Below are 15,541 nucleotides of genomic sequence, written 5' to 3' on the forward strand. Positions count from 1 at the left end.
GTGGGCATCAAGAGGCGGCACTGGGCGTTGGCGGCGGCACCGCTGGCGCTGGCCCTGCTGACAGCGACCGGCTGCGAGAGTACGCCGGGAACCAAGGCGGAGCCGAAGGCCGCGCCATCCACGTCCGCCACGTCCGCGGCCCGATCGGTGGCCCGGGTGTGCGCCGAGCCCGCGGCCGGGTCGGCGAAGGCGCCGACGGGCGCGGTGACGGTCGACCCCGCGGTGGTCGGTGACCTGGCAGCGAAGACCAAGAGCAGCCCCCCGAACACCACGTTCTGGCTTCGGCCGGGCAAGCACAGGCTCGCCCCGGACCGCTACGCCCAGGTCATCCCCAAGGAGGGGAACCGCTACCTCGGTGCGCCAGGCGCGGTGCTCGACGGCCGGAAGAAGAACCAGTACGCGTTCAGCGGTAACGCCCACAACGTCACCATCCGCCACCTGACCGTGCAGGGCTTCGTCGCGCCGCACAACGAGGGCGTGGTCAACCATGACTCGGCCGACGGGTGGGTGATCGAGCACGCGACGATCCAGAACAACTCCGGCGCCGGGCTGATGGCCGGTGCCCGCCAGCAGGTCCGCGCCAGCTGCCTGCGCGCCAACGGACAGTACGGCATGAACGCGTACAAGGCCGGCGACCCCATCCGCGGCCTGGTGGTCGAGGGCAACGAGATCGTGGGCAACAACACCGGCGACTGGGAACGGCGGCGGCCGGGCTGCGGCTGCACCGGAGGCGTCAAGTTCTGGGCCGTCAACGGCGCCGACGTACGCGGCAACTGGGTGCACGACAACCGCGGAACAGGGTTATGGGCGGACACCAACAACAACGACTTCCGCATCGAGAGCAACGTGCTCGAGGCCAACGACGGTGCCGCGCTGATCTACGAGGCCAGCTACAACGCGGTCATCCGGAAAAACACGATCCGGCGGAACAACTGGGTCGAGGGCCGCAGGTACGCCGACCGCGGCGACAGCTTCCCGTTCGCGACCATCTATCTGTCCGAGTCCGGCGGCGAACCACGGATCCGAGCCCGCACCGACAAGATCGAGATCTACGGCAACCTGCTGGAGAACAACTGGTCCGGGATCACCCTGTGGGAAAACGCCGACCGGTTCTGCAACAGCCCGGCCAACACCTCGTCCGGTGACTGCACGTTGCTGGTGAAGAACACCGACCGCTGCGCACGGCCGGCGATCGCCACCGCACCGCTCTACGCCGACTGCCGGTGGAAGACCCAGCGGGTGGACATCCACGGCAACCGCTTCGTGCTGGACACGTCCGTCGTCGACTGCACGGTGAAGTGCGACCGAATGGCGGTGCTGGCCAACTACGGCACCTATCCGGACTGGTCGCCGTACCAGGGCGAGCGGGTGGCCGACGCGATCACCCGCGAGCAGCACAACCGCTGGCACGACAACGTCTACCTCGGACCATGGAAATTCGTCGCCCACGACCCGAGCCGGATACTCGACTCCGGGCAGTGGCAGGGCACGCCGTACCAGCAGGACGCGGGCAGCACCTTCCGCGCACGGGACGGTGGTTGAGATGAGCCCGGACCGCACAGACCACACGTCCAAGATCGTCGGGACGGTCTGGGGGCTGCTGGTCCTCAACACGCTCGGCTCCGCCGGGGCGAAGACCATCATCCCGCTGCCCCGCTCCCTCATCCAGATGGTCACCATGGGCGCGCTGGTCGCCGCGTTCGCGCTGGCGCTCACAGTCAATCTCCGGCTGCGCATCCGACCCAGCGCCTTCGTGTTCCTGCTCACCCTGCTGCTGGTGCCGAGCGTGATCTCCAGCGCGAACCTGGAGTCCGGGTTCGGCGCGCTGTTCCGCTGCGCCCGGCTGGCTCTCTTCATCGGCACGCTGTGGCTGCTCAGCCGCTGGTGGGACGGCAGCCTGACGTTCGTCCGGCACCACATCCGGATGTACTTCGCGGTGCTCGGGTCGGTGGCCGCCGGCCTGGTCGTCTCACCGGGCGCGGCCATGCCCGAGCTCTACGGCGGGCGGCTGGTCGGCGCGTTGTGGCCGCTCACCCCGCCGCAGATCGGACAGTACGCCGCGGTGATCATCGGGCTCACCATGCTGCTCGTACTGGGCCGCCGGACCGACCGGGCCAGCGCCGCGGTGGTCATCGTGCCGTCACTCGTCCTGCTCGCGCTGACCCATACCCGGACGGCCACGCTCGGCCTGCTCATCGGGCTGGCGTTGGCGATCGGCTCGCTCATCCTGACCAGCGCCGCCGCCCGCCGGTTCTTCGCCTGGGCGGTGCTGTGCGCCGCTGTGGCCGCGGTGGGTTTCGCCTCCGCGCTGCAGGCGTGGTTCCTGCGCGGACAGAGCCAGGAAAACTTCACGAACCTCACCGGTCGGGCCAAGGTCTGGGACGCCCTGCTGGCAGCACCCCGGACGACCTCGGAGTACCTGTTCGGCGCGGGCCTGGGCGACAAGTCGTTCGGCGGACTGCCGATCGACAACAGCTGGCTGGCCGTTTACCACGAGCAGGGTATGACCGGCGTCGCCTTGGTGGCGGCGATCATCATCGTGCTGGGCGGCGTCGCGTTGCTGCGGCCACCGTCGCTGCCGAGGGCCTGCGCGATCTTCCTGATCAGCTACTGCGCGATCGCGTCGTACACCGAGGCCGGCCTTGGCGACGCCTCGCCGTATCTGCTGCATCTGGCCCTGGCCGCCTCGCTGCTTGCGGCACCTGCCGCGGCCACTCCCTTCTCGACGCCCGAAGTCCCCCGACGACGCATACCGCGATGGGCCCAGAGATCGGAGGTGACCTGAGCATGCACGGCATTCACGTTCTCGTAGTGCACAACCGCTACGCCTCGGCGCAGCCGAGCGGGGAGAACAAGGTCGTCGACCAGGAGGTGGGGCTGCTGCGCGAGGCCGGCCACCGGGTCGAGGTGTTCGAGCGGCGCAGCGACGACATCGCCGCCCGGTCCCTCCTTGGCAAGGCCGCGGTGCCACTCCTTGTGCCGTGGAACCCGGCGGTCCGCTCGGAGCTCGCCGCCCGGCTTCGCACCGAGCGGCCGGACGTGGTGCACGTCCACAACGTCTTCCCGCTCCTGTCGCCCGCGGTGCTGGCCGCCTGCGCCGACGCCGGCGTGCCCGCCGTCGCCACGCTGCACAACTACACCCAGGTCTGCCCGCCCGGCACGCTGCAGCGGGACGGCCGGCCGTGCACCGAGTGCGTCGGGTCCGCGCCGCTGCCCGCCGTACGGCACGGCTGTTACCGAAACTCCCGGCTGGCGACGGTGCCGCTCGCGGTCAGCATGTCGGTCAACCGGCGGCGGTGGTGGTCCGGCGTGGAGCGGTTCTTCTGCATCTCCGCGGCACAGCGCGACGTCCTGGTGGGGGCCGGTATGCCGGCCGAGCGACTGGCGGTGAAGCACAACTTCGTGCCCGACCCGGGCGCCTGCCGAACGGGCGCCGGCGAGCATCTGCTCTATCTCGGCCGGCTCGCGGAGGCCAAGGGCGTGCGGCTGCTCATGGCCGCGTGGGACGAGATCGCCGCTGACGGCGGTGTGGGCGTACCGCTCGTGATCGCCGGCGCGGGGCCGCTGGAGCCGGAGGTGAACGCCTGGGCGGCGGGCCGGGACGACGTGCGGTACGTCGGCCTGTACGACCCGGCCCAGTGCCGTCAGGCCGTCGCGCGGTCGGTCGCCGTGGTGGCTCCCTCGACGTGGCTGGAGGCGTTCGGCCTGGTGGTCGTGGAGGCGATGGCGGCAGGGGTCCCGACCGTCGCCGCCGGTCACGGCGCCTTCGTCGAACTCGTCGAGGACGGGGTGACCGGGCTGCTGCACCGGCCGGGCGAGCCCGCCTCGCTCGCGTCCTGCCTGCGCCGGATCACGGCCGAGCCGGCCCGCAACCGGGAGATGGGCGAGGCGGCCCGGCGCCGTTACGAGCAGGGGTTCAGCCCGGCCATTGGCCTTGAGCGCCTGGTGGAGGGGTACCGCACCGCAATCGCGGGGCGGTCCGGCGGCGGGGACAGCGCGCCGCCGGCAGGGAACAAAAACGCTGGCTCGCGGCGGGGCACCCGCGCGAGCAGGGATGGGGGCAGTAGATGACACGATGCCGACTCTGCGGCTCGGCGGCGATGGGGAGCGTCGTCGATCTGGGGGCGACCCCGCCGTGTGAGAGCTTTCTCGCCGCGGACCAACTGGACCAGCCGGAGCCGGCGTACCCGCTGCATCTGCGGGTCTGCACCGACTGCTGGCTGGCGCAGATCCCTCCGCTGATCACGCCGGAGGAGACGTTCACGCAGTACGCGTACTTCTCCTCCTACTCGACCTCCTGGGTGGAGCACGCACGCACGTTCGTCGCCGACGCCGCAGCGCGCCTTGCTCTCGGCCCCGACGCCTTCGTCGTCGAGGTCGCGAGCAACGACGGGTACCTGCTCAGGCACATGGTGGACCGGGGGATCCGCTGCCTCGGCATCGAGCCGTCGGTGAACGTCGGCGCCGCGGCGCGGGACGCGGGCGTGCCTACGCTCACGGAGTTCCTGGACCCGGACACCGGCTCGGCCGTCCGCGCCGAGCGCGGACCGGCGGACCTGGTCGTGGCCAACAACGTGTACGCGCACATCCCGGACGTGGTCGGGTTCACCCAGGGGCTGCGCGCCCTGGTCGCCGACGACGGCTGGGTCTCCATCGAGGTGCAGCACCTGCTGACCCTGATCGAGGAGAACCAGTACGACACGATCTACCACGAGCACTTCCAGTACTACACGGTCGCGTCCGCGACCCGGGCCCTTGCGAGCGGCGGACTCGCGCTCGTGGACGTCGAGTTGCTGCCCACGCACGGCGGCTCCATCCGGCTGTGGGCCCGGCCGGCCGAGGTGGCCGGCGAGCCGACCGGGCGGGTGGCCGACGTACTGGACCGGGAGAAGGCCGCCGGGCTGCAGGAGCTGTCCGGGTACACCGAGTTCTCCGCCCGGGTGGCCAAGGTGCGCCGGGACCTGCTGCGGTTCCTCATCGAGGCGGCCGAGCGCGGCGAGACGGTCGTCGGCTACGGCGCCCCGGGCAAGGGCAACACCCTGCTCAACCACTGCGGCATCCGGCCCGACCTGCTCCCGTACACGGTCGACCGCAACCCCTACAAGCACGGCAGGTTCACCCCCGGCACCCGCATCCCGATCCTGCCGCCCGAGCAGATAGCCGCCGACAAGCCGGACTACGTCCTCGTCCTCCCGTGGAATCTGCGGGCCGAGCTGGTCGAGCAGCTGTCCTTCGTGCACGACTGGGGCGGCCGCCTTGTCTTTCCCATCCCGGAACTGAGCATTGTCGAGGTCAAGTCATGAAGGTCGTTCTGTTCTGCGGCGGTTACGGGCTGCGGATGCGCAGCGGAGCCTCCGACGACATGCCCAAGCCGATGGCGATGGTCGGCCCGCGGCCGCTGATCTGGCACGTCATGCGCTACTACGCGTACTTCGGGCACACGGAGTTCATCCTGTGTCTCGGGTACGGGGCTCACCACATCAAGAACTTCTTCCTCAACTACGAGGAGACGACGTCCAACGACTTCGTGCTGCGGGGCGGGCAGACCGAGTTGCTGTCCACCGACATCGCCTCCTGGACGATCACGTTCGCGCAGACCGGCATCGAGTCGCCGATCGGGGAGCGGCTGCGCCGGGTGCGGCACCACCTGGACGGCGACGAGATGTTCCTCGCCAACTACGCCGACGTGCTCACCGACGCCCCGCTGCCGGAGATGATCGACCGGTTCGCGCGGCGCGACGTGGGTGCCTCGATGATGGTGGTGCCGCCGCAGTCGTCGTTCCACTGCGTGGAGTTGGGCGAGGACGGCCTGGTGGGGGGCATCACCGCGGTGAGCGAACTGCCGATGTGGGAGAACGGCGGCTACTTCGTGCTCCGCCAGGAGGTCTTCGACCACATTCCGGAGAACGGGGACCTGGTCGCTGACGGATGTGCCCAACTGGCCAAGCACGGCCGGCTGGTGGCGCACCAGCACCGCGGATTCTGGAAGCCGACCGACACGGTGAAGGAGCGGGCCGCACTCGACGACGCCTACGCCCGGGGCGACCGCCCGTGGGCCGTGTGGGAACGGGACGGCGCGGCGGCGAGTGCCGGAGTGAGGGCGTGATCCGGCTCGGGGCCGGGCCCCTGAACCGGATCGTCGCGGTGGGCGCGCACTGCGACGACATCGCCATCGGCGCCGGCGGCACGCTGCTGACGATGTGCCTGGCGCGGCCGGGTATCCGTATCGACGCGCTGGTGCTCTGTGGCGGTGGCAGCGAGCGGGAGCAGGAGGAGCGGGCCGCGCTCGCCGCCTTCTGCCCGGGCGCCGACCTGCGGCTGACCGTGCTCAAGTTGCCGGACGGCCGACTGCCCGTGCACTGGGACGAGGCCAAGGCCGCGGTCGAGGAACTGCGGGGACAGACCGAGCCGGATCTCGTCCTTGCCCCGCGTACCGACGACGCGCACCAGGATCACCGTGGCCTGGCGAAGCTGATACCCACCGCGTTCCGCGACCACCTGGTCCTCGGCTACGAGATCGTCAAGTGGGACGGCGATCTCGGCCGTCCGTCGGCGTACCAGCCGCTGTCGCCCGAGATCGCCGAACTGAAGGTGCGGCTGCTGCAGGAGCACTACGCCTCGCAGCGGCACCGGCCCTGGTACGACCGGGAGGCCTTCCTCGGCCTTGCACGGATCCGCGGCATCGAATGCCACGCGCGCTACGCCGAGGCGTTCGCCGTCACCAAACTCACGCTCGATCTGGGGGACTGAACCTTGCGCGTACTACTGACCGGACACCAGGGCTACCTGGGCACCGTGATGGCCCCGGTCCTTGGCTCCGCCGGGCACGAGGTCGTCGGCCTCGACGCCGGTCTGTTCGCCGACTGCGTGCTGGGCGATCCGCCCGCGGACCCGTCCGGGCACCGGGTGGACCTGCGCGACGTCACGGCCGAACACGTGGCCGGGGTGGAAGCCGTGATCCACCTGGCGGCGCTGTCCAACGACCCGCTGGGATCGCTGGCGCCGGACCTCACCTACGACATCAACCACCACGCGTCCGTACGCCTTGCCCGGCTGGCCCGCGACGCCGGAGTGCGGCGCTTCCTGTACGCGTCGACCTGCTCGGTCTACGGCGCCGCCGGCGGCGACGGTCTGGTCACCGAGGACGCCCCGCTGCGCCCGGTGACGCCGTACGCGGAGTCCAAGGTGCGGGTGGAGGACGACCTGCACGCCCTCTCCGACGGCGACTTCAGCCCGGTGTTCATGCGCAACGCCACCGCCTTCGGCTACTCACCCCGGCTGCGCGCCGACATCGTGCTGAACAACCTGGTGGGCCACGCGCTCCTGTCCGGCGAGGTGCTTGTGCTGTCCGACGGCACCCCCTGGCGCCCGCTGGTGCACGCCGCCGACATCGCACGGGCCTTCACGGCCGCGCTGACCGCGCCGCGCGAGGCCGTGCACGACCGGGCGTTCAACATCGGCAGCGAGATCAACAACGTCACGGTCGCCGAGATCGCCGAGCAGGTTGCCGCGGCGGTGTCCGGCTCGAAGGTGGTGATCACCGGAGAGGCCGGCGCCGATCCGCGGTCGTACCGGGTGGACTTCTCCCGGTTCCGCGCCGCAGTGCCCGGCTTCGACTGCGAGTGGACGGTGAAGCAGGGCGCGCTCGAACTCGCCGACGCCTACCGGAAGTTCGGGCTGACCCGGGAGGACTTCGAGCGGCGCTTCACCCGCCTTGCCGTGCTGCGCGCGGCGTCCGACGCCGGCGCCGTCGACGACACCCTGCGGTGGCGCCGATGACCGAGGCCGGCGAAGAGATGTACGCGCTGGTGGAGCGGCTGTACCCGCTGTGCCGGAGCATCACCGGCGACGGTGTGCGCGCCACCCTGGAGATCGTCGGCGAATACGTTCCGCTGCAGGTGCACGAGGTGCCTACCGGGACGCAAGTGCTCGACTGGACGGTGCCGCAGGAGTGGAACATCCAAGGCGCGTACATCGCCGACACCGCCGGCAACCGGGTCGTCGACTTCGCCGCGTCCAGCCTGCACGTGCTCGGCTACAGCGTGCCGGTGGCGGCGACCATGCCGCTGGCCGAGCTTCGCGCGCACCTGCACACCCTGCCGGACCACCCGGCCTGGGTGCCGTACCGCACCAGCTACTACACGCCGGAATGGGGGTTCTGCCTGGCCCAGGAGACCTTGGACGCGCTGCCGGACGGCGAGTACGAGGTGCGCATCGACTCCACACTCGCGGACGGCCACCTCACCTACGCCGAGCATGTGATCCCCGGGCAGGTCCCCGACGAGGTGATCGTCTCCTGCCACGTCTGCCACCCGTCACTGGCCAACGACAACCTGGCCGGCATCGCGGTGGCGACGTTCCTGGCCAGGGCGCTGGCGCAGGAGACGCCGTGGTACACCTACCGGTTCCTGTTCGCGCCCGGCACCATCGGGGCGATCACCTGGCTGGCCCGCAACGCGGAGCGGGTCGAGCGGGTCAGGCACGGGCTTGTGCTGGCCTGCGCCGGCGACTCGGGCCGGCTGACGTACAAGCAGAGCAGGCGCGGCGACGCGGAGATCGACCGGGTGATGCGGCATGTGCTGGCCGCATCCGAACGCCCGCACCGCGTCGCCGAGTTCACTCCGTACGGCTACGACGAGCGGCAGTTCTGCTCGCCCGGGTTCGATCTCGGCGTGGGCTCGCTCAGCCGGACCCCGTACGCCGGCTACCCCGAATACCACACCTCGGCGGACAACCTGGACTTCGTCTCCCCGGAGGCGATGGCGGACACGCTCGCCGTCTGCCGCGAGGCGTTTGCCGTCCTTGACCGCAACCGGCAGTACGTCAACCTCAGCCCCTACGGCGAACCACAGCTGGGCCGACGGGGGTTGTACGACTCGCTCGGCGGGCGCAGTGACGCGAAGCAGGCCCAGATGGCCATGCTCTGGGTGCTCAGCCTCTCCGACGGCGAGCACAGTCTGCTGGACGTCGCCGAGCGGTCCGGGCTGCCGTTCGACACCGTCGCCGTCGCGGCCGGTGCCCTGCACGGTGCCGGGCTGATCAAGGCATGACGCCGATGACCACCGGGAGGGAGAAGCCGACGACCGCGGTGGGCCGGGCCAGGCGCGCCCGGCCCACCGCCAAGCGGGCCATGGTCGGCCGGCTGTCCTGGGGACTGGCCGACCAGGCGGCCTCCAGCATGACCAACTTCGCGGTGGGGCTCTACGTGGCACGCTCGCTGGGGCTGACCGCGTTCGGCGTGTTCAGCCTGGCCTGGCTGACCTACGGCGTGGTGCTCAACGTCGCCCGCGGGCTGGCCACCGACCCGCTCGTGGTCCGCTTCAGCGGCGTGCCGGAGGAGTCCTGGCGCGCGGCGGCGGCCCGGTCGTCGGGTGCCGCCCTCGGCGTCGGTGCCGCCCTCGGCGCCGTGTGTCTGCTGATCGGGCTCGGCCTCGGCGGCCGGGTGGGGCCTGCGTTCGCCTGCCTCGGCGTCGTACTGCCGGCGCTGCTGCTGCAGGACGCCTGGCGGTTCGCGTTCTTCGCCGCCGGCACCGGGCGGAAGGCGTTCGTCAACGATCTCGTGTGGGGCGTCGCGCTCGTCCCGGCCATGCTCCTGGCGGCCCGCGTGGGCAGCGTGGCCGCCTTCGTGCTCGCCTGGGGCGCGTCCGCCGCGGTGGCCGCGGTGTACGGCTGTCTCCAGTCCGGCATCCTGCCCCGGCTGACCGGGGCGCCCGGGTGGCTTCGCGAGCAGCGCGATCTCGGCTACCGCTACCTGGTCGAGAACGTCAGTCTCAGCGGCGCGAGCCAGCTGCGGGCGTACGGGCTCGGCGCGATCGTCGGGGTCGGCGCGGTGGGTGCGGTCCGGGGCGCGGAGCTGCTGCTCGGCCCGTTCCTCGCCGTGCTGATGGGGCTTTCACTGGTCACCGTCGCGGAGGCGGCACGGGTGCTGCAGCGAGCCCCGCACCGCCTTGCCAGGTTCTGCCTCGTGCTCGGCGGCGGGCAGGCCGCCGCCGCACTGCTCTGGGGCGCGGCGCTGCTGCTGGTGCCGGACCGGGCCGGCGAGCTGGTGCTCGGCGGCGTCTGGCAGTCCGCCTCGGCACTCATCGTGCCGGCCACGCTCGGCGTTGCGGGCGCCGGACTCGGCACCGGCGCGGCGGCCGGGCTGCGCGCGCTCGCCGCGGCCCGGCGCAGCCTGCGCTGCCAGCTGTTCGCCTCCGCCTGCTACGTCGGCGGCGGGCTCGGCGGCGCGGCCGTGGCAGGCACGGTCGGCTCGGCCTGGGGCGTCGCCGCCGCGACCGTCTGCGCCTCGGCCGTGTGGTGGCTGCAGCTGCGGTCCGCCCTCCGCGAGCGCCACCACAACCCCATCCCCGAAGTGAGGACGCCATGACCGCCCAACCCAGGCTGAGCATCGGCCTGCCCGTGTACAACGGCGAGGAGTACCTGGCCGAGTCGCTCGACGCCCTGCTCGGCCAGACCTACGAGGACTTCGAGCTGGTCATCTCCGACAACGCCTCGGCCGACGGGACTCAGGAGATCTGCCGCAAGTACGCCGCGCAGGACCCGCGTATCCGCTACATCCGGCTGCCCCGCAACATCGGCGCCGCCCCGAACCACAATTACGTGTTCACCGAGTGCCGCGGCGCGCTGTTCAAGTGGGCCTCGCACGACGACCTTTACGCCCGCGACCTGCTGCGGCGCTGCGTATCGGCGCTGGACGAGCGGCCGGACGTGATCCTCGCGCACAGCGGCCAGGCGGTCATCGACGGTGCCGGCCAGGTGAAGGTCCCTTACGAGTACGGGCTGGCCACCGACTCGCCGCACGCGCCGGAGCGCTTCCGCAGCCTGCTGCTCGAGCCCGGTGGCGACGACTTCTACGGGGTGATGCGGGCCGACGTGCTGCGCCGGGTGAAGCCGCACGACAGCTACCACCACGCGGACCGCACGTTCGTCGCCGAGATCACCCTGCACGGGCCCTTCCACCAGGTGCCGGAGCTGCTCTACTTCCGCCGCGACCACCCCACCCGCGCCGAGCGGGCGAACCCTTCCAAGCGCTCCCGTTGCGTCAACCTGGACCCGCGCCGGGCGGGCCCGCTGCACCCGACGCCCCGGCTGCTCGCCGAGTACGTCTGGGGCTTCGCCTCGGCGATCCGGCGGGCGCCGTTGTCCCCGGCCGACCGGCGCGCGTGTTACGGCCACCTGGCCGCATGGATGACCAGCCGGGTCCGGCCGGGCGCCGGCGAGCGCGTCGAGGACCGCGCCCCGGTCGACCCGGGCCGGCACACCGTCTGCGTCGACGCCCTCGTCGCGGGACGCGAGGGGAGGCAGGCATGACGTCCGCGGACGGAACTCCGCTGCGCGTGGGGGTGTTCGGCCTGCTCGGCTCCGGCAACCTCGGCAACGACGGGTCGCTCGAGGCCGTGCTCGGGTACCTCCGCGCCGAGCACCCGCAGGCGGTCGTGGACGCGCTGTGCGGTGGACCCGAGGTCGTCGCGACCCGGTACGCGATCCCCGCGACGCGGCTGCACTGGTACCGCGGGGAGTACCGGACCGCGTCGCGTGCGGGCGCGATCGCGGGCAAGGGCCTGGGCAAACTCGTCGATGTCTTCCGCACCGCTGCCTGGGTGCGCCGGCACGACGTGGTGATCGTGCCGGGCATGGGCGTCCTGGAGGCCACGCTGCCGCTGCGGCCGTGGGGCTTCCCGTACTCGCTGTTCCTGCTGTGCGCGACCGGCCGGCTGTTCGGCACCCGGGTCGCGCTGGTCGGCGTCGGCGCCGCCGCGATCGGCAACCGGCCGACCCGAACCCTGGTGCGCTGGTCGGCGCGGCTGGCCACCTACCGGTCGTACCGGGACGCCCTGTCCCGCGACGCGATGCGGGCGATGGGCGTGGACACCGCGCGCGACGAGGTCTACCCGGACCTCGCATTCGCCCTGCCGACGCTGCCGGCGAGCGGACCCGACAAGCTCTCAGCCCCGCCGGGCCAAGTCTGCGTCGGCGTCATGGCCTTCCACGGCGGCAACGACGACCGCGCCCGGGCGGAGGAGATCCACCGGCGCTACCTCCACGGGACGACCCGCTTCGTCCGCGCGCTGGTCGAGGACGGCAGGCCGGTCCGGCTGCTCACCGGCGACGAGGTCGACGTGCCGGTGGTCGCCGCGATCCTCAACGCGGTGGACTCGCCGCTGGTCACCGCTGCCGAGGCGGCCTCGCTGGCCGACCTGATGAAGGAGATGGCGGCTGCCGACACCGTGGTGGCGACCCGGTACCACAACCTGATTTGCGCGCTGAAGGTCGGCACGCCGACGCTCGCCCTCAGCTATGCGGCGAAGAGCGACGCGCTCATGGCTCAGATGGGGCTGGACGCGTACTGCCACCCGGCTCGCGAGGTCGACGCCGACTTGCTGCTCGAGCAGTTCCGGGCGCTGGAGCAGCGATCGGCGGAGCTGCGGCGGACCCTCACCGAGCGGAACCTGGTCGCCGCCCGGCGCCTCGAGCACCAGTTCACCGCCTTGACCACGGCCCTCTTCCCGGCGGCCGACCACGCCCACGCCCACGCCATGCGGGAGGCTCCATGAAAGCGGTCGAAGTCCCGGCGATCGTCGGCGCGTACCTGTTCGAGCCAACGCCGTACGCCGACGAGCGCGGCTTCTTCTGCCGCACCTTCGACGCCGACGTGGTCCGCTCGGTGGGCCTCGACCCGGACGCCTTCGTCCAGCACAGCGTGTCCCGCTCGGCCCAGGGTGTGCTGCGCGGCCTGCACCTGCGCTCCGGCGCCGGCGAGGCCAAGCTGGTGCGGTGCTCGTACGGGAGGGTCTTCGACGTCGTCGTGGACCTGCGGACGGACTCTCCGACATACCGCAGCCTGGCCTTCTTCGAGCTGTCCGGCGAGACGCAGGTGACCCTGTACGTCCCGGCGGGGTGCGTGCACGGCTTCCAGGCGCTGACCGAAACCGCCGACGTCTCGTATCAGATCGACCGCCCGCACGATCCGGCCGAGGACGTGACGATCGCCTTCGACGACCCGGAGCTCGCCATCCCCTGGCCGCTGCCGGTCATATCGATGTCCAAGCGGGACCGGGAGGCACCGAGCCTCGCCGAGGTCCTGCAGCAAAAAGAGAGTTGAGGTTGGCGTGGACACCGAAGACACCGAAGAGCTCCTCCTGCCCCGGTCGCGGATGGCGAACGAGCGGCTGCACGCCATGATCCCCGGGGGCGCGCACACCTACGCCAAGGGCGACGACCAGTACCCCGAAAACCTGGCCCCGGTCATCAGCCACGGCCGCGGTGCCCACGTGTGGGACATCGACGGCAACCGCTACGTCGAGTACGGCTCCGGCCTGCGGTCGGTCAGCCTCGGCCACGCCCACCCACGTGTGCTCGAGGCGGTGCGGCGGCAACTCGACCGCGGCAGCAACTTCGTCCGGCCGTCCATCGTGGAGGTCGAAGCCGCGGAACGCTTCCTGGCCACGGTGCCGACCGCCGAGATGGTGAAGTTCGCGAAGAACGGCTCCGACGCCACCACCGCCGCGGTGCGACTCGCCCGCGCCGTCACCGGGCGCCCGCGGGTGGCCATCTGCGGCGACCATCCGTTCTTTTCCGTCGACGACTGGTTCATCGGCACCACGCCGATGTCCGCCGGTGTTCCGGCGGCGACCACCGAGCTCACCGTGGCGTTCCCTTACGGGGATCTGGCCGCCACTCAGGAGCTGCTCACCCGGTACCAGGACGAGGTCGCCTGCCTGATCCTCGAACCTGCCGGCCACACCGAGCCGCCGCCCGGGTACCTCGCCGGTCTGCGCGAGCTGGCCGACCGGCACGGATGCGTACTGATCTTCGATGAGATGATCACCGGCTTCCGCTGGTCCGAGGCGGGCGCCCAGGGCCTGTACGGCGTCGTCCCCGACCTCTCCACGTTCGGCAAGGCGCTGGGCAACGGGTTCGCCGTCTCCGCGCTGGCCGGGCGCCGCGACCTGATGGAGCGGGGCGGGCTGCGTCACTCCGGCGACCGGGTGTTCCTGCTGTCCACCACGCACGGTGCGGAAACGCACTCGCTGGCCGCCGCGATGGCCGTGCTCACCACCTACGTCGAGGAGGGCATCACCGCGCGGCTGCACGCCCTTGGCGAGCGATTGGCCGCCGGTGTCCGCGAGGCCGCGGCCGGCATGGGCGTCGGCGACCACATCGTCGTCCGGGGCCGGGCCAGCAACCTGGTCTTCGCCACCCTCGACGAGAACCGGCAGCCGTCGCAGCAGTACCGCACCCTGTTCCTGCGTCGGCTCCTCGCGGGCGGGGTGCTGGCCCCGTCGTTCGTGGTGAGCAGCGCGCTCGACGACGCCGACATCGATCACACCGTCGACGTGGTGGCCCAGGCATGTGCGGTGTACCGGAAGGCACTGGACGCCGCTGACCCCACCCCCTGGCTGGCCGGGCGGCCGGTGAAGCCCGTATTCCGCCGCTTGGCGTGACGTGACGTAACGTCAGCGGCGCTCCCGCCGACCGGCGTCGGCCATCCGATCGACCAGCCGGTCGGCCATCCGGTCGACCAACCATGCGGTCGCCGGTATCACCGCCAACGCGGTGCACCAGCCGCCGAGGACGTCGGTCGGGTAGTGCGCGCCCAGGGCGACCTGCGCCCAGCCCATGGCGGCGCCGGCAACCAGCGCCGTGGCGAGCACGAGTAACATGCCGGCCGTCCTGCCGAGGCAGAGCCGTCCGGTCGCGAGCAGCGCCACTATGAGGGCGAGCGCGGTGAAGAAGGCGGTGTGCCCGCTCGGGTAGGACAGGTTGTCTTCGCCGTGGATGGTGCGTCCCACCTGGGACTTGAGCAGCGTCGACGCCCCCACGGTCAGGCTGACGCCGGCAACGATGAGCACAGCTGCGCGAGGACGCCGCAACAGCAGGCAGCCCGTCACGGCGGCCACGACCAGCGTCGCCGCTCCCACGGGCTCCCCCAAGAAGTCCGTGGCCAGAGCTACGTCCCGCCACGGCGGCCCCACACTGTCCGCCGTCGGCCGGATGATCCACCTGTCCACCGTGCCGGGCTCGCTGTGGCCGGCGTACAGGACCCCGAGCACGACGACCACCAGCGCGGCGAGGGCCGCGATCAGCACGAGCCACACGCGCAGCGATGGGGGCAGCACCGCGGGCGCCGGTCGGCCGGTCACACGCCCACCGGGCCGGGATCGTCAGCCTGTACGGGCTGCGCGGCTGGACCGAGCAAGATTACAAACCCGTCAAGCACGAACTGGGCTGGGCCGACTTCCAGGTCCGCTCCGGCCAGGCGATCCAACGCGAGCCCCCCGTCCGTGTCCGACCCACCCTCCAGCGACCACAACTGCCCCGCGGACACCCGCTCCTGGCCTGTAGGACTCCGCGGGAGCCGTAAGCCTTTACTTGTGACCCTAACCAACAATCGGGTCGCGGCAAACCGCCGTCGGACAGCCGCGGAGTGTGTACGACTGCGTCACATCCTCCGCCTCTCGTTACCCGTTCGGGACTCGTTCGAGTAGCGTGCGCCCGGGCTCTCGGCGCACTTTCTGTTATCGCGCGCCCGGGCCGACGG

14 protein-coding genes are annotated in these 15,541 nt (G+C 71.5%); 13 read left to right on the forward strand and 1 reads right to left on the reverse strand.

Annotated features, from left to right (window positions below; genetic code table 11):
* From OG729_RS07960 to OG729_RS08020, 13 genes are read left to right on the forward strand one after another with little or no spacing between them, the layout of a single operon-like run.
* Entirely contained in the window at nt 1–1,542 is a 1,542-nt protein-coding gene (locus tag OG729_RS07960) for a right-handed parallel beta-helix repeat-containing protein (RefSeq protein WP_405805164.1), read from the forward strand.
* A 1-nt stretch (nt 1,543) separates the two neighbouring features.
* A complete protein-coding gene (locus OG729_RS07965; protein ID WP_405805165.1) occupies nt 1,544–2,785 on the forward strand; it encodes an O-antigen ligase domain-containing protein in 1,242 nt (413 codons plus the stop codon).
* Nucleotides 2,786–2,796: 11 nt separating this feature from the next.
* On the forward strand, nt 2,797–4,071 hold the full coding sequence (locus tag OG729_RS07970; protein WP_405811086.1) for a glycosyltransferase: 1,275 nt from the start codon (nt 2,797–2,799) through the stop codon (nt 4,069–4,071).
* Nucleotides 4,068–5,303 (forward strand): class I SAM-dependent methyltransferase, encoded by a 1,236-nt coding sequence (locus OG729_RS07975; RefSeq protein WP_405805167.1) that lies wholly within the window; start codon nt 4,068–4,070, stop codon nt 5,301–5,303. Before OG729_RS07970 ends, OG729_RS07975 begins: the two co-directional genes overlap by 4 nt.
* Nucleotides 5,300–6,106, forward strand: coding sequence for a glucose-1-phosphate cytidylyltransferase (locus tag OG729_RS07980; RefSeq protein ID WP_360876389.1), 807 nt, complete (start codon nt 5,300–5,302; stop codon nt 6,104–6,106). Before OG729_RS07975 ends, OG729_RS07980 begins: the two co-directional genes overlap by 4 nt.
* Nucleotides 6,103–6,750 (forward strand): PIG-L deacetylase family protein, encoded by a 648-nt coding sequence (locus OG729_RS07985; protein ID WP_405805169.1) that lies wholly within the window; start codon nt 6,103–6,105, stop codon nt 6,748–6,750. The genes OG729_RS07980 and OG729_RS07985 overlap by 4 nt, the downstream gene beginning before the upstream one ends.
* A 3-nt stretch (nt 6,751–6,753) precedes the next feature.
* Nucleotides 6,754–7,779, forward strand: a complete 1,026-nt coding sequence (locus tag OG729_RS07990) for an NAD-dependent epimerase/dehydratase family protein (protein ID WP_405805170.1) — start codon at nt 6,754–6,756, stop codon at nt 7,777–7,779.
* Nucleotides 7,767–9,050 (forward strand): DUF4910 domain-containing protein, encoded by a 1,284-nt coding sequence (locus OG729_RS07995; protein ID WP_405805172.1) that lies wholly within the window; start codon nt 7,767–7,769, stop codon nt 9,048–9,050. The genes OG729_RS07990 and OG729_RS07995 overlap by 13 nt, the downstream gene beginning before the upstream one ends.
* Nucleotides 9,047–10,366 (forward strand): hypothetical protein, encoded by a 1,320-nt coding sequence (locus OG729_RS08000; RefSeq protein ID WP_405805174.1) that lies wholly within the window; start codon nt 9,047–9,049, stop codon nt 10,364–10,366. The genes OG729_RS07995 and OG729_RS08000 overlap by 4 nt, the downstream gene beginning before the upstream one ends.
* Nucleotides 10,363–11,310, forward strand: a complete 948-nt coding sequence (locus OG729_RS08005; protein WP_405805175.1) for a glycosyltransferase family 2 protein — start codon at nt 10,363–10,365, stop codon at nt 11,308–11,310. Before OG729_RS08000 ends, OG729_RS08005 begins: the two co-directional genes overlap by 4 nt.
* Nucleotides 11,307–12,554, forward strand: a complete 1,248-nt coding sequence (locus OG729_RS08010) for a polysaccharide pyruvyl transferase family protein (RefSeq protein WP_405805177.1) — start codon at nt 11,307–11,309, stop codon at nt 12,552–12,554. Before OG729_RS08005 ends, OG729_RS08010 begins: the two co-directional genes overlap by 4 nt.
* Complete coding sequence (locus OG729_RS08015; protein ID WP_360876366.1) at nt 12,551–13,102, forward strand: dTDP-4-dehydrorhamnose 3,5-epimerase family protein; 552 nt, start codon at nt 12,551–12,553, stop codon at nt 13,100–13,102. Before OG729_RS08010 ends, OG729_RS08015 begins: the two co-directional genes overlap by 4 nt.
* A 7-nt stretch (nt 13,103–13,109) precedes the next feature.
* Nucleotides 13,110–14,444 carry a glutamate-1-semialdehyde 2,1-aminomutase gene (locus OG729_RS08020; protein ID WP_405805179.1) on the forward strand — a complete coding sequence of 445 codons (1,335 nt, stop codon included), beginning with the start codon at nt 13,110–13,112 and terminating at the stop codon, nt 14,442–14,444.
* Nucleotides 14,445–14,456: 12 nt separating this feature from the next.
* Here the strand turns inward: OG729_RS08020 and OG729_RS08025 are convergent, their stop codons facing one another.
* Nucleotides 14,457–15,143, reverse strand: a complete 687-nt coding sequence (locus OG729_RS08025; protein WP_405805180.1) for a phosphatase PAP2 family protein — start codon at nt 15,141–15,143, stop codon at nt 14,457–14,459.
* Between the last annotated feature and the right edge of the window lie 398 nt (nt 15,144–15,541).

This window comes from Streptomyces sp. NBC_00210 (assembly GCF_045160975.1).
In the GTDB taxonomy this organism is placed as follows: Bacteria; Actinomycetota; Actinomycetes; order Streptomycetales; family Streptomycetaceae; genus Streptomyces.